Below are 21,337 nucleotides of genomic sequence, written 5' to 3'. Positions count from 1 at the left end.
ATAATTTATTTTACTAGGGTAAATATACTAAAGATTCTTAATTTTCCTTCCTCAAAACCTCCAATGGTGGACTTCTTAAAACTGATTTTAAATTACTCAAACCAATCAATACTACTAAAAGTGTAATTCCTGGTAGAAAAACTAAAAACGGAATTGCAGATGGTATAAAAGGTTCTTTAAATATAAAAGTAGCCAATAATTGACTGCAAATTAAAGACAATAAAATACCCGTTAAACTTCCTAAAACTCCTAAATAAACATATTCTAAAGCGGTTATTTGTAAAATCTGTTTGCTTTTTGCTCCTAAAGTTCTTAACAATACACTTTCTTTAATTCGTTGATATTTGCTATTTCTAACCGAACCTATCAAAACAATAATACCCGTTAAAATACTAAAAAATGCCATAAAATTAATAATCCAAGATATTTTACCTAAAATATCTTCTACTAGCGTAAAAACCTGACGTAAATCTAAAATAGTAACATTCGGAAATTCTTTTACCAATGTTCTTTGTAATTCCGCAGAACCTTCTTTATTTGGGACATGTGTGGTCATTACGTTAAATTGAGGTGCGTTTTCTAGAACTCCCGTTGGAAATAAAATCATAAAATTGACTTTCATGCTACTCCAATCTACTTTTCTGATGCTTCCAATTACTGTTTCCATCAACACACCTTGAATATTAAAAGTTACAGCATCTCCAACTTTTAAGTTGGCATCTTTGGCAAGATTATCTGCAATAGAAATTAGAACAGGTGTTCCATTCGTTGTTTTTCCTGTCCACTCCCCTTCTACAATCTCTTCTGTTTCTGCCAGTGCTTCTCTGTATGTAACTCTAAATTCTCTATTTAAAATCCATTTTTTCATGGAAACTGTTGTGTCTTTACGAATCTCATTTACTGTTTTACCATGAATGCTTTGCATACGCATGGTAATAATTGGTATGTTATCAATTACTTCTAATCCTTTACTTTTAAAAGTTTCTAATATTGCTGTTTCTTGCTGATTTTGAACGTCCATTAAAATGATATTGGCATCACTTTTTTTGCTCTCAATAGACGTTTTTACTAGTAAAATATCTTTGGTGAAATACAACGTGCTTATTAAGAAAGTTCCCAATCCAATAGCTAAAACCAGCACCATTGTCTGGTTATTAGGTCTAAACAAATTCAATAAACTTTGACGCTTTGTATATCCCCAAGAACTTGGGAAGAATTTTTTAATCAATTTGATAAATAAATTGGCCACACCTGCCATAATTGCAAATGTTATGAAAATTCCTGCGGTAAAAATCAATCCGTTTACAGCATCTTTTAACATCCAAAAAGAGAATAAAAAGATAAATGTTATAATTGCCAATACCACTGCAATTCGTGCTTTTTTAGGCTTTTGTAAATTATCTTCAGAACCTCTTAAAACTTCTAAAGGAGATACATACCAAGTACCTAATAAGGGTAATAATGCAAATAAAACAGACATTAAAACGCCTAAGGTAACGCCCATAATTATGGGTTGTAAAGAAATAGTAATGGCTACATCAAAAGGTAAAAAATCTTGTAAAATATACGGAAAAGCATATTGTATACAAATCCCAATAGCTGCTCCAATGATACCTCCAATCAATCCAATAGCAATAATTTGTATCAAATAAATTAAAAATGTTTGTTTTCTAGAAGCGCCTAAACATTTTAAAACTGCTACATTTTTCAGTTTTTCTTTGATATAAATATGTACAGAACTAGTAATACCAATACAGCCCAATAAAAGTGCTATAAAAGCTACTAAATTTAAAAATCGGCTCACATTATCATACCGTTTCCCTAAGCGTTGGCTAGTACTTTTATGGGTGTCTAAATCTGCATTTTCTTTTTTAAGAATTGGATCTATTTTGTTCTCTAAAATAGACAAATCTATTGTTGGATCTTCAAAAAAGTACTGATACTCTTTTCTACTTCCTAATTGTAATAATTCAGTTTTTTCTAAAAAACGAAACGGAATTAATACGGTTGGTGCTATAGAAGAAGAAATTGCTGTACTACCCGGAATCGATTTTAAAGCACCAATAATAGGCAGTTTTATTTTTCCTAGTTTTATAGAATCTCCTGGATTTATATTGTATTGCAACAGTAGCGTTGCATCTACCAGAGCGCCTCCTAATTCTTGATATTTTGTACCAGCATCTGCAGGTTCGGTTGATAAATCTCCGTAAAACGGAAAATTGCCTTCCATAGCCCGAACTTTCACTAATTTGGTGCCGTCATTTTTAGGAAAAGCAGCCATAGAAACAAAGTTGACTTCAGACGCTTTTGCTCCTAAAGAATCTATTATGGCTTGTACTTTTTTAGAAGGTTTTTGTTTGCTATCAATAATAAAATCGGCACCCATTAAGGCTTTCGACTGTTGTTTTATATTTTGTTTTAAATTATCACTAAACAATTGAATAGAAACCACTGCCGCAATACCCAATATTATAGAAGCCATAAAAAGCATTAACCTAGAAAGACTTGCTTTTCCGTCTCTCCAAGCCATTTTTAATAGCCATTGAAAATTGATTTTAGGATGCATATTGCTCATTAAATTCTGTTCGTTTTTTCGTTAGAAATAATCTTACCTCCTTTTAATCGTAGAATTTGCTGTGTTCTATTGGCTAAATCTAAATCGTGTGTAATAATGACTAAAGTGGTGCCTGCTTCTTTGTTCAATTCAAACAATAATTGAATGACCTTTTCTCCAGTTTCTTCATCTAAATTTCCTGTTGGTTCATCCGCAAATAAAATAGAAGGTCTGTTAGAAAAAGCACGTGCCAATGCTACTCGTTGCTGTTCTCCTCCAGATAATTGCGATGGATAATGGTGTAAGCGATCTGCCAAACCTACTTTCTCTAATAATGCCGTTCCAAATTTTGCTGCATTTTTTTCGCCTTGTAATTCCAAAGGAACAATCACATTTTCTAAAGCAGTTAAAGTGGGTAATAATTGAAAATTCTGAAAGATAAATCCTACTTCTTTGTTACGTAATGCTGCACGTTCATCTTCATTTAAATCTTGTAAAGGGGTTCCGCACAATTCAATAGCACCAGCAGTCGGATAGTCTAAACCGGCACACAAACCTAATAAAGTTGTTTTTCCACTTCCAGAAGGACCTACAATAGAAAAAACACTTCCTTTTTCTACTTCAAAAGAGATATTACTAATTACTGTTAATTTTTTAGAACCACTCGTATAAGTTTTCTCTAAATCATTAATCTTTAATATATTTGACATTACTTTTATTTAATTTTTTACTAAAAAATTCTGATGTTGAAAAATACTCAATTGCTTAAACATAATAACAATATTACTCAAAAGGTTTTCTTAAAATTTTGTTGTATCTCTTTACTGATATTTTTTATTTCTTGTAAACAGGATATTTCTAAAAAGGCAACAAATACAGAAACAACCACTTCTAAAACTGAGGTTACTAAAACTAACAAAGAGGAAGTAAAAACAATTGTATTCTTTGGAGATAGTTTAACAGCTGGTTTTGGCTTAGAGGATGTTAACGATGCTTTTCCTGGAATTATTCAACATAAAATAGACTCTTTACATCTGGGTTATAACATTGTAAATTCTGGAGTAAGCGGAGAAACTACATCGGGCGGTAAAAATAGAATTGATTGGGTACTGAATCAAAAACCAACCATTTTTATTTTAGAATTGGGTGCAAATGATGGTTTAAGAGGTGTACCGTTAAAGCAGTCTAAAGAAAATCTACAAGATATTATAGATGCCGTTAAAACAAAATATCCGGATACCATTATTGTGTTAGTAGGAATGCAAATTCCACCGAATATGGGACAAGATTACACTACCGAGTTTAAAAATATGTTTCCTGATTTGGCAAAAAAGAACGATTTGCATTTAGTTCCTTTTTTATTAGAAAATGTTGGAGGAATTTCAGCTTTAAATCAAAAAGATGGTATTCACCCAACAAAAGAAGGACATCAAATATTGGCTAAAAATGTGTTGACCGTTTTAGCACCAATACTTAAATAAAGTGAACCTGAAAAAGATCACTTTAAAACCTCTATATATTTTATGAAGAATTTTCTTTTAATTATAATCGCTTTACACCTATTTATTTCTTGTTCGCATCCATCTGAAATACGTAAAAATTTTAATTGTAAACCTTACAGTTTTAAAAATTTAGAAGAAGTAAAAGACGTTAAAAACTTGTTTTCCATTGAAATACCAAAAACATGGAAAACAAATTTATATTATGATGATTTACAATCTTCTATTTATACTGCAGATACTATAAAACAATTAACAGAATCTTTGCTTTTAGATGTTACATTTATCAATAAAAGTATTAATTTTGATACGTCTTTTAAACTAGAACAAGAGCAAGAAAATTTATCGAAGCGTCTTATCAAAATAAAATCTGAAGAGACTACTTTTCTAGAAAAACCTTCTTACTATACTGTTTCAAAAGGAAAAAAAGGAAAATTTGAATACCAAGTTTGCCATTTATTTATCAAAATAAACGAACAGAATTTTATACTTGCAAAAGCAGAAGTTTACGGAGATTCTTTAGTAAATAACAGATTATGCAAGGCGTTTACACTTATCGAAAAAATTAAATACATTCAATAAAATGATTGAAAAACAACACATTATAGACCGATTTATAAAATATGTAACTATAGATACAGAATCAGACCCTAACAATCCTGCTTTTCCTAGTACAGAAAAACAATGGGATTTAGCCAATGTATTAGTAGACGAACTAAAACAAATTGGTATGAAAGAGGTAGATTTAGATGCCAATTGTTACATTATGGCAACGTTGCCAAGTAATCTAGATTATGAAGTACCAACCATTGGTTTTGTTGCACATATTGATACAAGTCCAGATTTTTCTGGTAAAAATGTAAAACCTCAAATTGTAGAAAATTATCAAGGAAACAATATTATTTTAAATGCTGAAGAAAACATAGTGTTATCTCCAGATTATTTTGATGATTTATTACAATATAAAGGTCAGACAATTATAACAACTGATGGTACTACCCTTTTAGGTGCAGATGATAAAGCTGGTGTTACAGAAATTGTAACTGCTATGGAATATCTAATTCAGCATCCAGAAATTAAACATGGTAAAATTAGAATTTGCTTTACTCCAGATGAAGAAGTTGGTAAAGGAGCTCACATGTTTGATGTTGATAAATTTGGGGCAGAATGGGCATATACTATGGATGGAAGTCAGATTGGAGAATTAGAATATGAGAATTTTAATGCAGCAGGTGCAATAGTAACCATTACTGGTAAAATTGTACATCCAGGATACGCTAAGGGTAAAATGATAAATTCTATGCTAATTGCTAATGAATATATTACAGCACTTCCAACTAATGAGGTTCCTCAAAGAACAGAAGGTTATGAAGGTTTTTTCCATTTACATGATATCAATGGAAATGTAGAAAAAACTGTTTTAGAATATATTGTAAGAGATCACGATTTAGACTTATTTGAAAAGAGAAAAAGTTTAATGCAAAAAATTGCATTAGATTTTAACACAAAATACAATCAAGATTTAATTGAAGTAACTCTTAAAGATCAATACTTTAATATGAAAGAAAAAATTACTCCGGTAATGCATATTGTAGATATTGCAGAAGAAGTAATGAAAGATTTGAAAATCACGCCTTTAATTAAAGCTATTCGTGGAGGAACAGACGGTAGTCAACTATCTTACAAAGGATTGCCTTGCCCAAATATTTTTGCTGGTGGTCATAATTTTCATGGAAGATATGAGTATGTACCTGTAGAATCTATGATAAAAGCTACTGAGGTGGTTGTAGGAATAGCAGAAAAAGTTTCTGTAAAGTTTGCCTAAAAAAAAAGGAGTCTTCAGTATCCTGAAGACTCCATATCATAGCATGATACTATTATTGTAAAATATTTCTTAATAATAAAGCCCCTAATCTCTATTAGAAATTATAAATTACAAGCAAATATAATCTTTTTTATATTATCAACCAAAATAATTAAAATAATTCAGGATTTTTCCCTTTTACTCCTTTAAAAAAGGAGTGAAACACTTTAAAATCAGCCTCTTTACTATCTGTTGTATAATAAGGTTGAGAAATTTTTATCTTCTTATTTTTAAAGTCTAAAGTAGCCATAACAATAGGAACGGCTGCTCCTTTTGCTATATAATAGAATCCTGTTTTCCATTTATCTACTTTTTTTCTAGTTCCTTCTGGAGATATCCCTAATCTAAACTCTTCTTTACTATTAAATACATCAATAACGGCATCCACCATATTTGTACTTTTGGTTCTGTCTACAGGTGTGCCTCCTAAAACTTTAAAGAAAAAACCAAACGGGCCTTTAAAAAGTGATGCTTTCCCAATAAAATGAATCATCGTTCCAGAAGACATTCTAGATAAAATTGCTATTGGAAAATCTAACCAACTAGTATGTGGCGCAGCAATGACAACGTATTTTTTAGGCGATTTAGGAAAATCGTTTTCTAGTTTCCACCCTAAAATGGTAAATAATATAAACCTTGCTATTGTTTTCATAAATATATAGTCGCTATTTTAAAAAATGCTTTCAATGTATTTTATTATTGTCATTTAAAACGATAAATTTATGAACTTAAATTGATATGATGAACGAATTGACAATATACTTCTTAATTGCACTTATTTTTAGCCTTATAGGTTTTTTTATAGGTAAGATTTTAACCAAATTAAATTCAGAAAAAGAGAAAAGTGACACTCAAAAAGAAAAATCGACTTTAGAGTTTGAAGTTTCTAAACTAAATGAGACACTTAGAAACACAGAAATTACTATTGATGATTTACAAGGTGAATTAAGATACATTCAAAAAGAAAAAGAAAACTTAATTTCTGATAAAACACGTTTAGAGACAGAGTTTAAAAACGTTACAGAAAAGCTAGAAAACAATAAAATTGAAGTTGAAAAACTACAAGAAAAATTTACCAATAATTTTGAAGTATTGGCGAATAAAATATTAGAAGAAAAATCGACAAAATTTACCCAACAGAATCAAGAAAACTTAAAAATAATTTTAAACCCACTGCAAGAAAAAATAAAAGTTTTTGAAGACAAAGTAGATAAAACTCACAAAGAAAGTATCGATTATCATGCCGCTTTACGTCAGCAAATTTTAGGTTTAAAAGAGCTTAATCAACAAATGAGTAAAGAAACTATTAACTTAACAAAAGCCTTAAAAGGCGATAATAAAACACAAGGAAATTGGGGGGAACTAGTATTAGAAAGAGTTTTAGAAAAGTCTGGATTAGAGAAAGATAGAGAGTATTACGTGCAGCAAAGCTTTACCAATGAAGAAGGTAAAAGAATACTACCAGATGTGGTGATTCATTTGCCAGATAATAAGAAAATGATTGTCGATTCTAAAGTTTCTTTAACGGCTTATGAGCAATTTGTAAATGAAGAAAATGAAACTTTAAAAGCTCAGTTTTTAAAAGAACATATAGCATCACTTCATAGACATGTAAATCAATTATCAGAAAAAAAATATGAAGATATTTATAAAATTGAATCTCCAGATTTTGTACTTCTTTTTATTCCTATAGAACCTGCTTTTGCAGTGGCCATTAATGCAGATAATCACTTATACAATAAAGCATTTGAAAAAAATATTGTTATTGTAACTCCTACTACTCTTTTGGCTACTTTAAGAACCATAGATTCTATGTGGAATAATGAAAAACAACAAAGAAATGCCTTAGAAATTGCAAGACAAGCAGGTGCTTTATATGATAAGTTTAATGGTTTATTAGGTGATTTAATAGGAATAGGAAAACGAATAGACGATAGTAAAAATGAATATTCAAATGCGATGAACAAGCTTTTTGAAGGAAGAGGAAACTTAATTACTTCAGTAGAAAAATTAAAAAAAATGGGTGCAAAAGCTAAAAAATCAATTCCAGAGAATATTATTAAACGCGCTAATGAGCTAGATGAATAGCAAATGCGTTATAATTTAACTGAATGTAGTTAAACTGAAATTATCTGTTTTTTTAATTTTGATGTAATTATTAATCTTAAAAACTAAAAAATATGTCAGTTATAAAGCATGAAAGAGATTTACATCCTTTAAAAGGAACCGTAAAAACAGATGAAAAAGATTCAGAAAGCAATAAAGATAGTATCGTTGCTAAGATTGATAAGAAAAAAGAGAACGATAAATTAAAAAACCAAATACAGAGTGCGACTGATGATGTAGATGAAATTGCTGGAAAAATTAAAAGTTCAGAAAAAAAATAACTTTTATCTAATGAGTCAAAATTTTTATAGATAGCATTCATAAGCAATTATAAATCTTTCTAAATTTACACTATTATTAACCAGTACTATTGAAGTACATAAATGAAATGAATATGAACTCGGATACAGCAAAAGGAAATTGGAAACAAATAAAAGGAGAATTTAAAGAAAAATTTGGTCGTATTACCAATGATGAGAGTACGGAAGCAGAAGGATCTTTTGATAAACTAATTGGAGAAATTCAAGAAAAATATGACGAAACTCGTGAGGCCATCGAAAAAGAAGTAAAAAGTTGGTAAACAACTTTCGTTATATATTTAAAACTAAAAAAGCATCAAGAATTAACTTGATGCTTTTTTAGTCTCATATTTATTCACAAGAGTGAATATTTAAAACCACTGTGTGGTTACATTACAAATAATCTTCTTGCACTCATCATGTGAGCAACACGTTCACCAATTTTATGTAAAGCATCTTCATTAGCAGCGTTTATAATTGCTTCATCAATAAAATTAACAACAGCTTTCATATCGTCTTCTTCTAAACCACGCGTAGTAATTGCAGCAGTTCCAATACGGATTCCTGAAGTTATAAACGGGCTTTTATCATCAAAAGGAACCATGTTTTTGTTTACCGTAATATCTGCTTTTCCTAATGCAATTTCTGCATCTTTACCAGAAATATTTTTATTACGTAAATCTATTAGCATACAGTGGTTATCTGTTCCGCCAGAGATAATATCATATCCTTTAGCAACAAATTCTTTTGCCATTTCTGCAGCATTTGCTTTTACTTGTAATTGGTATTCTAAAAACTCATCTGTTAAAGCCTCTCCAAAAGCTACCGCTTTAGCAGCAATAACATGCTCTAAAGGTCCACCTTGGTTTCCAGGGAAAACAGAAGAATTAATTAAAGTAGACATCTTTTTAAGATTTCCATTTTTTAAAGTTTCTCCAAAAGGATTGTCAAAATCTTTACCAATCATAATCATACCACCTCTTGGTCCACGTAACGTTTTATGCGTAGTAGTAGTAACAATATGACAATGAGGAATTGGATCATTTAAAATTCCTTTAGCAATTAAACCCGCAGGGTGAGAAATATCTGCCATTAAAACAGCACCTACACTGTCTGCAACTTCTCTAAATTTCTTAAAATCGATATCTCTAGAATAGGCAGAAGCACCAGCAATAATTAATTTAGGTTTATGTTCTTTAGCTTGTGCCGCTAAATGATCGTAATCTATAATTCCTGTTTCTTTTACAACTCCGTAAAAAACAGGATTGTATAATTTACCAGAAAAATTTACAGGAGAACCGTGTGTTAAATGTCCACCATGAGATAAATCGAAACCTAAAACAGTGTCTCCTGGTTTTAAACAGGCAGCATAAACAGCTGTATTTGCCTGAGAACCAGAGTGTGGTTGTACGTTTACATATTCTGCACCAAATAATTCTTTAGCTCTGTCTATAGCAATTTGCTCAATAACATCTACTACTTCACAACCTCCATAATATCTTTTACCAGGATATCCTTCAGCGTATTTATTGGTTAAAATAGAACCTTGAGCTCTCATAACATCATCACTTACAAAGTTTTCTGAAGCGATTAATTCTAATCCATTTAACTGTCTTTCTTTTTCTTCCTGAATAAGGTCAAAAATTTGGTTGTCTAATTGCATTGTTGTTGTTGTTTTAAAAGAAGCACCAAAAATAATAAAATCATATTTGTAAAAAACATGTTTTAACTATAATTTATCATTTTTTGCTATAATTATCTTATTAAGAAAAAAGTACTGTTAAAAATGTGTTTTTCATTGTTTTTTTATTCTTAAATGAAAAAAAAATATGTAGGTTTGGTGAAAAATAAATCTCATTATAATGATCATATCAGCAAATAATCCAAATAGAAAATCCTGGTTAAAGGTAGATAAAAATTCAGACTTTCCCATTCAGAACATCCCTTTTGGTGTTTTTATCACTAGAGATGATATTATAACGATTGGTAGTAGAATAGGTGATTTTGCGATAGATTTAGGAGCTTTTCATCAATTGGGTTACTTTAAAGGAATTCCGTTAACGGATGATATTTTTCTTCAAGATAACTTAAATGATTTTATTGCAGATGGTCGTAAAACATGGCGATTGGTTAGAAATAGAATTTCTGAAGTTTTTGATGTTACCAATGGTATTTTAAGAGATAATGCCAACCATAAAGATAAAATTATTTTTAGAATGGACGAAGTAGAAATGTTATTACCAGTTGCTGTTGGTGATTTTACAGATTTTTCTACAAGCAAAATGCATGCTACAAATATAGCTTCGTTATCAGATAATACAGACAATACTTTATATGCAAATTGGACTCAAATGCCTGTTGGTTATCATTCTAGAAGTTCTTCTATCGTTCCTTCTGGAACAAAAATAAGAAGGCCATATGGACAAACAAAACCAGATGAAGGAAGTACTATTCCTAATTTTGGACCAACGGAATTATTAGATTTCGAATTAGAAATGGCATTTATAACTACGGATGCAAATGTTTTAGGTGATCGTATTCCAATTAAAGAAACCGAAGAGTATATTTTTGGTTTGGTACAATTAAACGATTGGTCTGCAAAAGATATTCAAGCATGGGAAAAAGTACCTTTTGGGCCATTTTTAGGAAAAAACTTTGCTTCAACAATTTCTCCATGGATAGTAACTTTAGATGCATTAGAACCTTTTAGAGTAGAAAACACTAATAATACAGAAAAACCTTTAGCTTATTTAGAACAAGAAGGAAAAGGAAGTTATGATATTCATTTACAAGTGGGAATTAAACCAGAAAACGGTGAAGAAACGATTATTTCTAACTCTAATTTTAAGTATACCTATTGGACAATGGCACAACAATTAGCGCATCATACCGTTAATGGATGTCCGGTAGAATCTGGAGATTTAATGGGATCTGGTGCTATTTCTGGCCCAACAAAAGATAGTTATGGTTCTATGTTAGAATTAACTTGGAAAGGAGAAAATCCTATTACATTAAAAGATGGTACAGAACGTAAATTTATTAATGATAACGATACGGTAATTATGCGAGCTCATTGTAAAAATAATAAAGTTCGTATTGGTTTTGGAGAATGTGTTGGTAAAATATTACCTGCTAAATAATAAAGCATAATCAATTATTGATGTAAAAGCAATAATTAAATAATTTTATATAGAATATTGAAACCTCACATTTTGTGAGGTTTTTTTGTTTGGTTAAGGTAATTTTATATCAATGAAAGAATAATAACTGTTGCTAAAAATTATTTTGTAACACTAAATTTGAATGTAAACTTAAAAGATACATTTCATGAACAAACTATGCTCCTTTTTTATAATATCTCTATTTTTAATTTCTTGTGAAAAGACGGAAGCTATTGAACAAGTTCAAAAAGAAGATCCTATAGAAATTCCGGTAGAAGAAACACCAACTACGGTTATTAATACAGGCGATGTAACGGATATTTCTGTATATAACTCTAAACCTTATTTTCAGGATAATGCGGGTTATACAGGAAGTGATTTCATCAATTTACCGTCAGATCGTACTATAACTTTTGTTCATATTGATGGTAAAAGTGATACAGAAGCGTTAGAAAAAATAATTGATGAATTAACGAGTAAAGGCGGAGGAAATATTACTATTAAAACGGGTAAATATGCTTTTAGAGATGTCTTATTAAAATCGAATGTACACATTACTATAGAAAGCGGAACAGAAATTCGTTTGGAAAAACAAAACGAAGGTAAAAATGTTAAAAATGGTTGGAGATATTTCTTTTCTTTAAGCGGTAAAGAAGTTGGCAAACCTTTAGAAAATGTTAAGATTATAGGTTTAGGATCTCCTGCTACTCGTCCGAAATTAATTGTAGAAAAGTTTTATGAAACTTGGGGAAACACTTTTTGCAGAGCAATTTCTTTGGGCTACGTAAAAAATGCATTGATAGAAAATTTTTCTATCGTGGATGATTATACCTTAGGTGCTGCCATTGCTTTTAATCCAGTAGATATAAATGATGATGGAGAAACGGCTCAAATAGCAGAAAATGTTACTATTGCAAATGTCTCTTTAACAAAAGGTTCTATAGGTTACGGATTGGTGCAAACCAATGTTGGTAAGAATATATTACTAAAGAATTTATCGAGTCAAGGAGGAATGACTTGCAGAATAGAAGCACATACGGGTAGACAATATGATTTAGGTGTAGATAATATTGTTATTAAAAACGTAGCAAGTATTCACGGAAAAGCAGCTGTTTTATTGCAACCTCATTCAGTTCTTAACGGAAGGATTTTAGTGGATATGGCTAAATCTGAAGGAAGTAGCTGGACGCTCTTTATAAAAGAAGGTTTTGTAGGTAGTGATTCTAAAAGAAGAGCAAAAGGTAGCTTTGCTTCTACTTCAAAATTCACTAATATTAGTATGGTTTCTGCGGATGATACTGCCACCCTATCTTATAAAAATTATTCTTTTATTCCTTCTAATTTAAAACCACTATATAAAGAACCTAATTTTGTATATATCCCCGAGGATTCTAACCATAAAATTGATAATGGAACTCCAGGAAAAGAGAGCCCGATTGTGGGGCCTTCTGTTGCAGTAATATACATTGATGCCAGTTATTCTTTACTTTTACCTGAAGAAAAAGATTTAATAATCTCTGGACAAACAGAAAATAGACTAAAAATTTTTAAGCGATAAATTATGCATATATAGCAACTATAAAGGAAGTATAGATGTTAAAAACACTTTTACAATTTCTGATATAAATCAGTAATAAAAAGACAGTTCATTAGTAACTTTGATTTTAATTTAAAAAAAATGAAAGCTAGTCTTTTAAAAAAATATATTAGTTTTATCTTACTCATTTTAATTTTAATAGCGTGCCAATCACCAGCACCTATATCTGGTAAAATTGAAGGTATTCTAAAAAAAGATCTAAAGATATATCTTATTCAACCTGAGAATTTAAAAGAAGTAGCGGCATCTTATTTCGGAAAAGTCATAGATTCTGCTGTTGTAAATTCTGATGGTAGTTTTAAATTTTACCATTTTCCAAAAAGTAAAGAGCCTATTTTGTTAGAATTAGCCTTACAACTACCCGATAAATATCCTACTTATTTACAAACTGAAAATACGGCTAAATCTAATTATATGCCAATTCTATGGCAATCTGGAAACACGATTAGAATTACCGCAAAAATAGATGAATTTCAAAAAAGTTTTTCCATTGAAAATCCTTCTAAAATTAATAAGACTTTCTTAGAATTAAGAGATATCAACCAGAAAGCCTACCAAACCTATTTAAAAGATAAAAATTGGGATGTGCACAAAGGAGATCAGTTATTACAAAAAGAACATGCTATTTTACAATATCAGCAAGAATTAATAAACTTTGCAGATAGCACGGAACTTCTTATGCCTGCACTCTTAGCTTTACGATGGGTAAGTCCAGTCTATAATTACGAACGTGTTCCGGAGTTTTTAGTAAATCAATGTAATAAGTGGAAAGAAAAAGCACCAAATCACCCTTGGGTAAAACAACTATGCGAGCAAAGCGAGTCTTCTAAATTACCTGTTTTATTGGGAGATAAATTTCCAAACATAAAATTGCCAATGATAACGAAAGACACTCTTAATATAGAGAAAGTTTTAGGAAATAAACTTACTATTATAGATTTATGGGCTTCGTGGTGCGCTCCTTGCAGAAAAGAAAATCGAGAATTTTTACTTCCTATTTATAAGGAATATCATAAACAAGGTTTGCAAATTATTGCTTATGGTTTAGAGTCTGATGAAGCTACATGGAAAGCTGCTATAAACCGTGATGGGGCAAATATTTGGTTGCATACATCTGAATTGCAAGGTGACAATGCGCTATTTTTAAAACAAATAAGAATTAGCACTATACCCGCAAACTTTATTTTAAACAATAAAGGCATCGTGATTGCCAAAAACATTCATGGTAATGCCTTAAAAGATTGGGTTAAAAATTATATGAAAAATAATTAAGAAAAAAAGTAAGTACTAATGAATCTTATTAAATATCCGCTTTAGGCTATTCAATAATTTTTTTCAAAAAGATAAAAACATTTCGTTCTAAAATATCTACAGAACCATCAGCAAAAAAGACATTTTTTATATCTTTTAAAAGATTTTCTTTATCTTCAGTTGTGTACTTATTATCAGCTAAATAACTTTTAATTTTTTCCATAGCCTGATAATCATTATCGTGCACAATTTCTGTATGAATTCTATTAAATATAGCTTCATTTACTTTCGATAAAATATAGCTACTTTCAGATTCCGTTTCTATATAATTGCTCTGTGCGGCATACAATAATACGTAGGTCTGAAACTCTTCTTTTGTCCAATTGATGTTCATAATCTATTTTTTTAAATTTCTATTGGTAAATTTTCTGTACTTCCCCATTCTGTCCATGAGCCATCATAAACAGCGTAATTTTTAAACCCTGATATTTCTGCACCTAAAGCCAATACAGCAGCTGTTATACCTGTTCCACAAGAAAAAATAAAAGCTTTATCTTCTGGATTTATTTGATTAAAGATTACTTTTAATGCTGCTTCAGATTTGAATGATCCATTTTCTATGATCTCACTAAAAGGCAAACTTACCGAATTAGGAATATGTCCTCCTTTTACGTCGCTTCTTGGTTCTGGTTCTGAACTATTAAAACGACCTTTAGAACGTGCATCTGTAATTAAAATAGCTTCATTATTAAGTGCTTCTAAAACATTTACTGTAAATTTAATTTTTTTAGGTTGATAATTCACCTTAAAATCGCCATTTTTTAGAATATTTATTTGTTGTTTTTCTATGGAGTACTGTTGTTCTTTCCATTTAGGAAAACCGCCATCTAAAACAGCAACATTTGTAAAACCCATCAATTGAAACATCCACCAAACTCTAGGTGATGAATAAATACCTAAATCGTCATAACAAACAATAATACTCTCATTATTTACACCCAACTTTTGTGCTCTTTCTTCAAATAATTTGGAGTCAAGTATTGTATTCGGAAATGGTGCTGTTACCTCAGAAAAAGTATATTTAATATCAAAAAACAAAGCGCCTTTAATATGATATTTTTCATCAGGATTAGAGGTGCTAGATTTTTCTGTTACTTTTGGGATGGTACAATCTAAAATAATTAGATTTTTATGATCTAAATTAGCTTGTAACCAATCTACAGAAACTATGGGTTTTGTTATTTTTAATGACATCATTTAAAAGACTTCTAAAAGTTCAGTCTAACAGTTTGTTTGGTTAAAATAAAATAAGAAAACTACTTTACATCTTCATAATTATCATCCCATTCCTTTGGTTTAGGATCATGTAATTTATCTAAAGATTTTGCCACTAATACAGAAACCGCAGCATCACCTGTAACATTTACAACAGTTCTACACATATCTAAGGGTCTGTCTACAGCAAAAATTAGTGCTAATCCAATAGGTAATAATTCAGGAGGAAAACCAATAGATTCTAATACAATAACCAACATTACCATACCTGCACTTGGCACTGCCGCAGAACCAATGGAGGCTAATAAAGCAGTAGCTACAATTACCACCTGATTAGAAAAAGTGAGTCCTTCTGGCCAAATAACTTGCATAATAAATACGGCAGCAATGGCTTGATACAAACTTGTGCCATCCATATTTATAGTGGCACCAACAGGTAAAACAAAACCAGCTACTTCAGAATCTACCCCTAAATGCTCTTCTACTCTTTCCATGGTAACGGGTAAAGTTGCTGCACTAGAACTCGTTGAAAAAGCTAATATTTGCGCAGGACTTATTTGCTTTAAAAACCAAATTGGCGATTTTTTGGTGTAAACACTTATCATAATTAAGTAGAACCCAATCATTAATAATAAGCCAGCAACCACACAAAGGGCATATACTAAAAGTTTTAAAAGTATTTCTGTATCATCAAAAGCAATCATAACATTAGTTAATAACGCAAATACAGCATACGGTGCAAAAAGCATAATTAAATCTACCATTTTCATAACCACTTCATTTAATGAATCAAAGAAATCCATTAACGGTTTCGCTTTTTTCTCAGGAATTAATAACAAAGAGATACCCACAAATATTGCAAAAAAGATAATTTGAAGCATACTTGCATTTCCTAATGATGTAAAAATATTACTCGGAAAAATATCTACTAAAGATTGTAATGGCCCCGCATCATGTTGTGCTGTCGCTTTTGTTAATTTGTCTACAAGATCTGTAGAAGTCTCATATTTAATCTTAATTTTTTCTATGGTATCAGCAGACATTCCTGCTCCAGGTTTTACCACATTTACAATACCTAAACCAATAATAATAGCAACTAAGGTGGTTAACATATAAATAACCATGGTTCTAAAACCCATCTTTTTAATCTTAGAAATGTCTTTTAAATCAGAAATTCCTTTAATTAAAGAAGCCAAAATTAATGGTACCGCAATTAATTTTAATAAATTGATAAAAATGGTACCAAAAGGTTTTATCCAATCAGTTACAAAACCTTTACCTCCATCCACAGAATTCATTATAAAACCAAAGAGGATTCCAAGAACCATACCTATTAAAATTTTCCAGTGTAATGCTAGTTTTTTCATTAAATAGTTTAAAAATTAAGATTTTGAAAGATAAATAAAATATTAAAAAAATGCGTGACTTTATTCGTATATTGTGTCATAAAATTAGAAAACATTCATATTAATTATTAAAAACATAAAGATGGCAGGTATTTTAGACTTATTAAATAGTGATTTAGGGAAACAAATTATTTCTGGCGTTTCTGGTTCTACAGGAAATGACGCTAGCAAAACAGGTAGTGTATTAACAATGGCTTTGCCAGTTTTAATGAAAGCTATGGAAAGAAATGCTGCTACTCCAGAAGGAGCTGCAGGTTTAATGGGGGCTTTATCAGGTAAACATGATGGTAGTATTTTAGACAATTTGGGTGGTTTATTTAACGGTGGTGTAGATGAAAGCGTAAAACAAGATGGTGCCGGAATTTTAAGTCATGTTTTAGGAAGTAAACAACAAGGTGTAGAGCAAGTTATTGGTCAAAAAGCTGGTTTAGATGCAGGCTCTGTTGCTAATATTTTAAAAGTAGCGGCTCCATTATTAATGGGAGTTTTAGGTAAACAATCTAAACAAAATAACGTATCAGATTCTTCTGGATTAGGTAGTTTATTAGGCGGAATGTTAGGTGGAAATGACACTGCAAATGAGCAAAGCTTTTTAGAAAAAATATTAGATGCAGATGGTGATGGAAGTGTTGTAGATGATGTTGCTGGAATGTTTTTAGGAGGTGACAATAAAAGTTCTGGAGGAATTGGAAGTTTATTGGGTGGTCTTTTTGGAAAATAAGATCCTTCTAAATATTTAACATAAAAAAGGTTATCTAAAAAGAGTAAAATCTTGTTAAACTGAAATAAATTCAGATTGACAAAAAATTTCTTTTTTAGATAACCTCTTTTACATTTTATAAAATCTTGCTTTTATAACAAGACTTATATATTTCTTCATAAACAGGTAAAATATTTTCTAGTGAAAATCTTTTAGTATGTTCTCTGGCATTATTTTTAAAAGTTTCTAACGTTTTATCATCTTTTAATATAGAAATGGCATTTTTTGCCATGTCTTTTACATCTCCTAACTCACTTAAATACCCAGTTACTCCATGTATATTTACTTCTGGTAAACCTCCTGTATTTGTAGATATTACAGGTGTTTTTGCCGCCATTGCTTCCAATGCAGCTAAACCAAAACTCTCTGTTTGAGAGGGTAATAAGAAAATATCTGAGTAACATAAGATTTTAGTAACTTCAGAACTGTTTCCTAAAAACATAACATCATCAGAAATTTTTAATTTATTTACTAAATTTTCCGCATTTACTCTTTCTGGCCCTTCACCAACTAATAATAATTTAGACGGAATTTCTTTATGCACTTCATAAAAAACCTTGATAACATCTTCTACTCTTTTTACAGGTCTAAAATTACTAATATGCGTTAAAATACGTTCATGAGGTTTTGCTATCGCAATTCTATTACATTTTTGTTGATGTGATTTATCATACTTTTCTACATCAATAAAATTATAAATTACTTTAATGTCTTTTTTAATATTAAAAAGCCTGTTTGATGTTTTCTTTAAATCGTTAGAAACTGCAGTAACAACATCAGAATTATTAATACTAAATTCTACGGCTGTTTTATAAGTTGGATGACTACCTACTAAAGTAATATCTGTACCATGCAATGTGGTAACCACTTTTACAGGAATCCCTTTTTCTTTTAACATTTGTTTAGCCATGTATGCAGCATAGGCATGCGGAATTGCATAATGCACATGCAGTACTTCTAGCTCAAATTTTTCTACAACTTCTACCATTTTACTAGACAAAGCCAACTCATAAGGTTGGTATTGAAATAAAGGGTATTCTTCTAAAAGTACTTGATGAAAATGTAAATTATGCGAAATAAAATCTAATCGAACCGGCTGGTTATACGTAATAAAATGCACCTCATGACCTTTATCTGCCAAAGCCATTCCTAATTCTGTAGCTACTACTCCACTTCCTCCAAATGTTGGATAACAAACAATTCCTATTTTCATTATTTATTCAAATATTTTATGATTCATAAAATTAAAAGATCGATTTAACATCAACTTGTTAGTTGTAAAGATAAAGGTATTCTTACAGTCAAAATCTAAATAAAAGCATAAAAAAAGCTTTTCAATAAAATTGAAAAGCTTTTTTAAATATTTTAAAAATTGAAGTTAACAATTCAAGTTTCTAGTAATCTCCTAAAGTAGCTGGGTTTTGAGCCAAAGCATTTTCTAACTGCTCATCACTTGGTGCTTTACCATGCCATGCATGTGTGTGCATCATAAAATCTACTCCATTCCCCATTTCTGTATGCAATAAAATACAAACTGGTTTTCCTTTTCCTGTTAACGCTTTTGCTTCCGCTAAACCTGCTAAAATAGCCTCAATATCATTTCCTTTTTCAACATCTAAAACATCCCAACCAAAAGCTTCAAATTTTGCTCTGATGCTTCCCATTGGTAAAACTTCGTCTGTAGAACCGTCAATTTGTTTACCGTTTAAATCGATTGTTGCAATAATGTTATCCACTTTTTTTGCTGATGCATACATAATTGCTTCCCAGTTCTGCCCTTCTTGCAATTCACCATCACCATGTAGAGTATACACTATTTTATCGTCTCCGTTTAATTTTTTAGCTTGTGCAGCACCTAAACCATTAGACATTCCTTGACCTAAAGAACCAGAAGCAATTCTTACCCCAGGCAAACCTTCATGCGTAGTTGGGTGTCCTTGTAAACGAGAGTTTAACAATCTAAAAGTAGCTAATTCTTCTACAGGGAAAAATCCACTATGTGCCAAAACACTATAAAAAACTGGAGAAATATGTCCGTTTGATAGGAAAAATAAATCTTCATTCTTTCCGTCCATTGTAAAATCTGTAGAATAATCCATTACTTCTTGATATAGACAAGTAATAAATTCTGCACATCCTAAAGATCCTCCTGGGTGACCAGAATTTACTTTATGAACCATACGTAATATATCTCTACGAACTTGTTGCGTAAAATCTTGTAATTGTTGTGTTGTTGGCATTTTTTTATTTTAATTTGGACAAAAGTAATTTTTTTAATAGCAACTTACAAGATTATTTATAAGCAAAAAGCAGCTTTATGAACAATTAAAATAAAATTTCTACAAAAAGTGAATTCTAAATACCAAAAATTTATGTTTTTTGCTTCTTTTTCTTTGCCGCAGGAAACAATACATTATTCAAAATTAAACGATAACCTGGTGATGTTGGATGCAAATCTAATTCGGTTTTAGGATCACCAACTCTGTGGGTATAATCTTCTGGATCATGACCTCCATAAAAAGTAAACATTCCTTTTCCTTTGGTTCCATGAATATAACGTGCTTCTCTATTTACTTTGTTTTCACCTAAAACCAACACATTTGTTTTTATTGTATTTCTGTCGAATGAAGTTGTTTGCCCCATAAACCCTTTTACTAAAGTCGTATGATTTTGGGTTAACATGGTAGGCACAGGATCCCATTTTGCTGAAAATTCACCTAAAGAAAAATAATCTGATGTTTTTGGAATTTTACGCTTACTCGTCATATCTATGGTAGAAAACTCATAAGTTGTTGGGTTTTTAATTAACTGATAATCTTTAAAAGCAAAAGTTTTATTGTAGTTTATTTTCGATTGATAATTTAATTCAGATGCATCTCCATCAAACATAGCCTCAGCAATATCTACACCTTCTGCGGATAATGCAATATCAAAACTATCCGTTGCAGAGCACATGGCAAACATAAAACCGCCACCAATTACGTAATCCCTTATCTTTTTTGCAACCGCTAATTTTTCTTCCGAAACCTTAGAGAAACCTAGTTCTTTTGCCTGTTTTTCTGCTCTAAACTTTCCTTCTACGTACCAAGGTGCTGTTCTAAATGCTCCATAAAACTTCCCATATTGTCCCGTAAAGTCTTCGTGATGTAAATGCAACCATTCATATAATAGTAGTTTGTCTGCCAATACTTCTTTGTCATAAATAACATCAAACGGAATTTCAGCATACGTTAAAACCATGGTTACAGCATCATCCCAAGGCATTTTATCTTTTGGAGAATACACCGCTATTTTTGGCGCTTTTTCTAAAGTTACCGCATCTTGATTAGAAGATGGTGATGAAATTTCTTGCAATATCAATTGCGCTTTTGCATCCGAAATTATTTGATAAGAAACTCCACGTATTTTACATTCATTTTCTACAATCTTATTATTTTCTATTAAAAAAGCACCTCCATCATAATTTAATAACCATTTCGATTTTAAACTGGCTTCTAAAGAAAAATAAACAATTCCGTAGGCTTTTAAGTGGTTTTTCTGATTATCATGACTCATAGGCACATAA

20 protein-coding genes are annotated in these 21,337 nt (G+C 30.7%); 10 read left to right on the top strand and 10 right to left on the bottom strand.

The window, feature by feature from the left end; translation table 11 throughout:
• Positions 1-37 precede the first annotated feature (37 nt).
• A complete protein-coding gene (locus MPF19_RS05230; RefSeq protein WP_249987096.1) occupies positions 38-2,530 on the bottom strand; it encodes an ABC transporter permease in 2,493 nt (830 codons plus the stop codon).
• Positions 2,531-2,574: 44 nt separating this feature from the next.
• Positions 2,575-3,264 (bottom strand): ABC transporter ATP-binding protein, encoded by a 690-nt coding sequence (locus MPF19_RS05225; protein ID WP_203395061.1) that lies wholly within the window; start codon positions 3,262-3,264, stop codon positions 2,575-2,577.
• A 33-nt stretch (positions 3,265-3,297) separates the two neighbouring features.
• Between MPF19_RS05225 and MPF19_RS05220 the strand changes: the two genes are divergently transcribed.
• The 3 genes from MPF19_RS05220 to pepT are packed head-to-tail and all read left to right on the top strand — an operon-like array spanning position 3,298 to position 5,878.
• Positions 3,298-4,035: an arylesterase gene (locus tag MPF19_RS05220; RefSeq protein ID WP_203395060.1), complete on the top strand. Its 738-nt coding sequence runs from the start codon at positions 3,298-3,300 to the stop codon at positions 4,033-4,035.
• Between the two features lie 42 nt (positions 4,036-4,077).
• Positions 4,078-4,635, top strand: coding sequence for a hypothetical protein (locus tag MPF19_RS05215; RefSeq protein ID WP_249987072.1), 558 nt, complete (start codon positions 4,078-4,080; stop codon positions 4,633-4,635).
• A gap of 1 nt (position 4,636) precedes the next feature.
• On the top strand, positions 4,637-5,878 hold the full coding sequence (pepT, locus tag MPF19_RS05210) for a peptidase T (protein ID WP_249987071.1): 1,242 nt from the start codon (positions 4,637-4,639) through the stop codon (positions 5,876-5,878).
• A gap of 151 nt (positions 5,879-6,029) precedes the next feature.
• On the opposite strand, the gene MPF19_RS05205 is transcribed toward pepT, so the two are convergent.
• Positions 6,030-6,569 carry a 1-acyl-sn-glycerol-3-phosphate acyltransferase gene (locus tag MPF19_RS05205; RefSeq protein WP_249987070.1) on the bottom strand — a complete coding sequence of 180 codons (540 nt, stop codon included), beginning with the start codon at positions 6,567-6,569 and terminating at the stop codon, positions 6,030-6,032.
• Positions 6,570-6,658: 89 nt separating this feature from the next.
• Here MPF19_RS05205 and MPF19_RS05200 point away from each other — a divergent pair, with 89 nt between their 5' ends.
• From MPF19_RS05200 to MPF19_RS05190, 3 genes are all read left to right on the top strand, one after another.
• Positions 6,659-8,005, top strand: a complete 1,347-nt coding sequence (locus MPF19_RS05200; RefSeq protein WP_249987069.1) for a DNA recombination protein RmuC — start codon at positions 6,659-6,661, stop codon at positions 8,003-8,005.
• Between the two features lie 92 nt (positions 8,006-8,097).
• A complete protein-coding gene (locus MPF19_RS05195) occupies positions 8,098-8,304 on the top strand; it encodes a hypothetical protein (protein ID WP_249987068.1) in 207 nt (68 codons plus the stop codon).
• Positions 8,305-8,417: 113 nt separating this feature from the next.
• Entirely contained in the window at positions 8,418-8,603 is a 186-nt protein-coding gene (locus MPF19_RS05190) for a CsbD family protein (RefSeq protein WP_249987067.1), read from the top strand.
• Positions 8,604-8,710: 107 nt separating this feature from the next.
• On the opposite strand, the gene glyA is transcribed toward MPF19_RS05190, so the two are convergent.
• Positions 8,711-9,985, bottom strand: a complete 1,275-nt coding sequence (glyA, locus tag MPF19_RS05185; RefSeq protein ID WP_249987066.1) for a serine hydroxymethyltransferase — start codon at positions 9,983-9,985, stop codon at positions 8,711-8,713.
• Positions 9,986-10,184: 199 nt separating this feature from the next.
• Between glyA and fahA the strand changes: the two genes are divergently transcribed.
• The 3 genes from fahA (at position 10,185) to MPF19_RS05170 (ending at position 14,352) form a co-directional block, all read left to right on the top strand.
• Complete coding sequence (gene fahA / locus MPF19_RS05180; protein ID WP_249987065.1) at positions 10,185-11,462, top strand: fumarylacetoacetase; 1,278 nt, start codon at positions 10,185-10,187, stop codon at positions 11,460-11,462.
• 187 nt (positions 11,463-11,649) lie between these two features.
• A complete protein-coding gene (locus MPF19_RS05175) occupies positions 11,650-13,041 on the top strand; it encodes a glycoside hydrolase family protein (RefSeq protein ID WP_249987064.1) in 1,392 nt (463 codons plus the stop codon).
• Positions 13,042-13,161: 120 nt separating this feature from the next.
• Positions 13,162-14,352, top strand: a complete 1,191-nt coding sequence (locus MPF19_RS05170; protein ID WP_249987063.1) for a TlpA family protein disulfide reductase — start codon at positions 13,162-13,164, stop codon at positions 14,350-14,352.
• A gap of 46 nt (positions 14,353-14,398) precedes the next feature.
• Here MPF19_RS05170 and MPF19_RS05165 read toward each other — a convergent pair whose 3' ends face one another.
• From MPF19_RS05165 to MPF19_RS05155, 3 genes are read right to left on the bottom strand one after another with little or no spacing between them, the layout of a single operon-like run.
• Positions 14,399-14,725 carry a hypothetical protein gene (locus MPF19_RS05165; protein ID WP_203392912.1) on the bottom strand — a complete coding sequence of 109 codons (327 nt, stop codon included), beginning with the start codon at positions 14,723-14,725 and terminating at the stop codon, positions 14,399-14,401.
• A gap of 11 nt (positions 14,726-14,736) precedes the next feature.
• Positions 14,737-15,588, bottom strand: coding sequence for a sulfurtransferase (locus tag MPF19_RS05160; RefSeq protein WP_249987062.1), 852 nt, complete (start codon positions 15,586-15,588; stop codon positions 14,737-14,739).
• Positions 15,589-15,647: 59 nt separating this feature from the next.
• Positions 15,648-16,973 (bottom strand): dicarboxylate/amino acid:cation symporter, encoded by a 1,326-nt coding sequence (locus MPF19_RS05155; protein ID WP_249987061.1) that lies wholly within the window; start codon positions 16,971-16,973, stop codon positions 15,648-15,650.
• Positions 16,974-17,094: 121 nt separating this feature from the next.
• Here MPF19_RS05155 and MPF19_RS05150 point away from each other — a divergent pair, with 121 nt between their 5' ends.
• Positions 17,095-17,733 carry a DUF937 domain-containing protein gene (locus MPF19_RS05150; RefSeq protein ID WP_249987060.1) on the top strand — a complete coding sequence of 213 codons (639 nt, stop codon included), beginning with the start codon at positions 17,095-17,097 and terminating at the stop codon, positions 17,731-17,733.
• Positions 17,734-17,848: 115 nt separating this feature from the next.
• Here MPF19_RS05150 and bshA read toward each other — a convergent pair whose 3' ends face one another.
• The 3 genes from bshA to MPF19_RS05135 all read right to left on the bottom strand — a co-directional run bounded on the left by bshA (position 17,849) and on the right by MPF19_RS05135 (position 21,327).
• A complete protein-coding gene (gene bshA, locus MPF19_RS05145) occupies positions 17,849-18,985 on the bottom strand; it encodes an N-acetyl-alpha-D-glucosaminyl L-malate synthase BshA (protein WP_203392915.1) in 1,137 nt (378 codons plus the stop codon).
• Between the two features lie 181 nt (positions 18,986-19,166).
• A complete protein-coding gene (locus MPF19_RS05140) occupies positions 19,167-20,012 on the bottom strand; it encodes a transketolase (protein WP_203392916.1) in 846 nt (281 codons plus the stop codon).
• A 130-nt stretch (positions 20,013-20,142) separates the two neighbouring features.
• Positions 20,143-21,327: an asparagine synthetase B gene (locus MPF19_RS05135; protein ID WP_203393149.1), complete on the bottom strand. Its 1,185-nt coding sequence runs from the start codon at positions 21,325-21,327 to the stop codon at positions 20,143-20,145.
• Positions 21,328-21,337 lie beyond the last annotated feature (10 nt).

Source organism: Polaribacter sp. Z014, assembly GCF_023555435.1.
GTDB lineage: Bacteria > Bacteroidota > Bacteroidia > Flavobacteriales > Flavobacteriaceae > Polaribacter.
The sequence above is the reverse complement of the archived record's forward strand: the minus strand, read 5'-3'. Positions and strand labels throughout refer to the sequence as shown.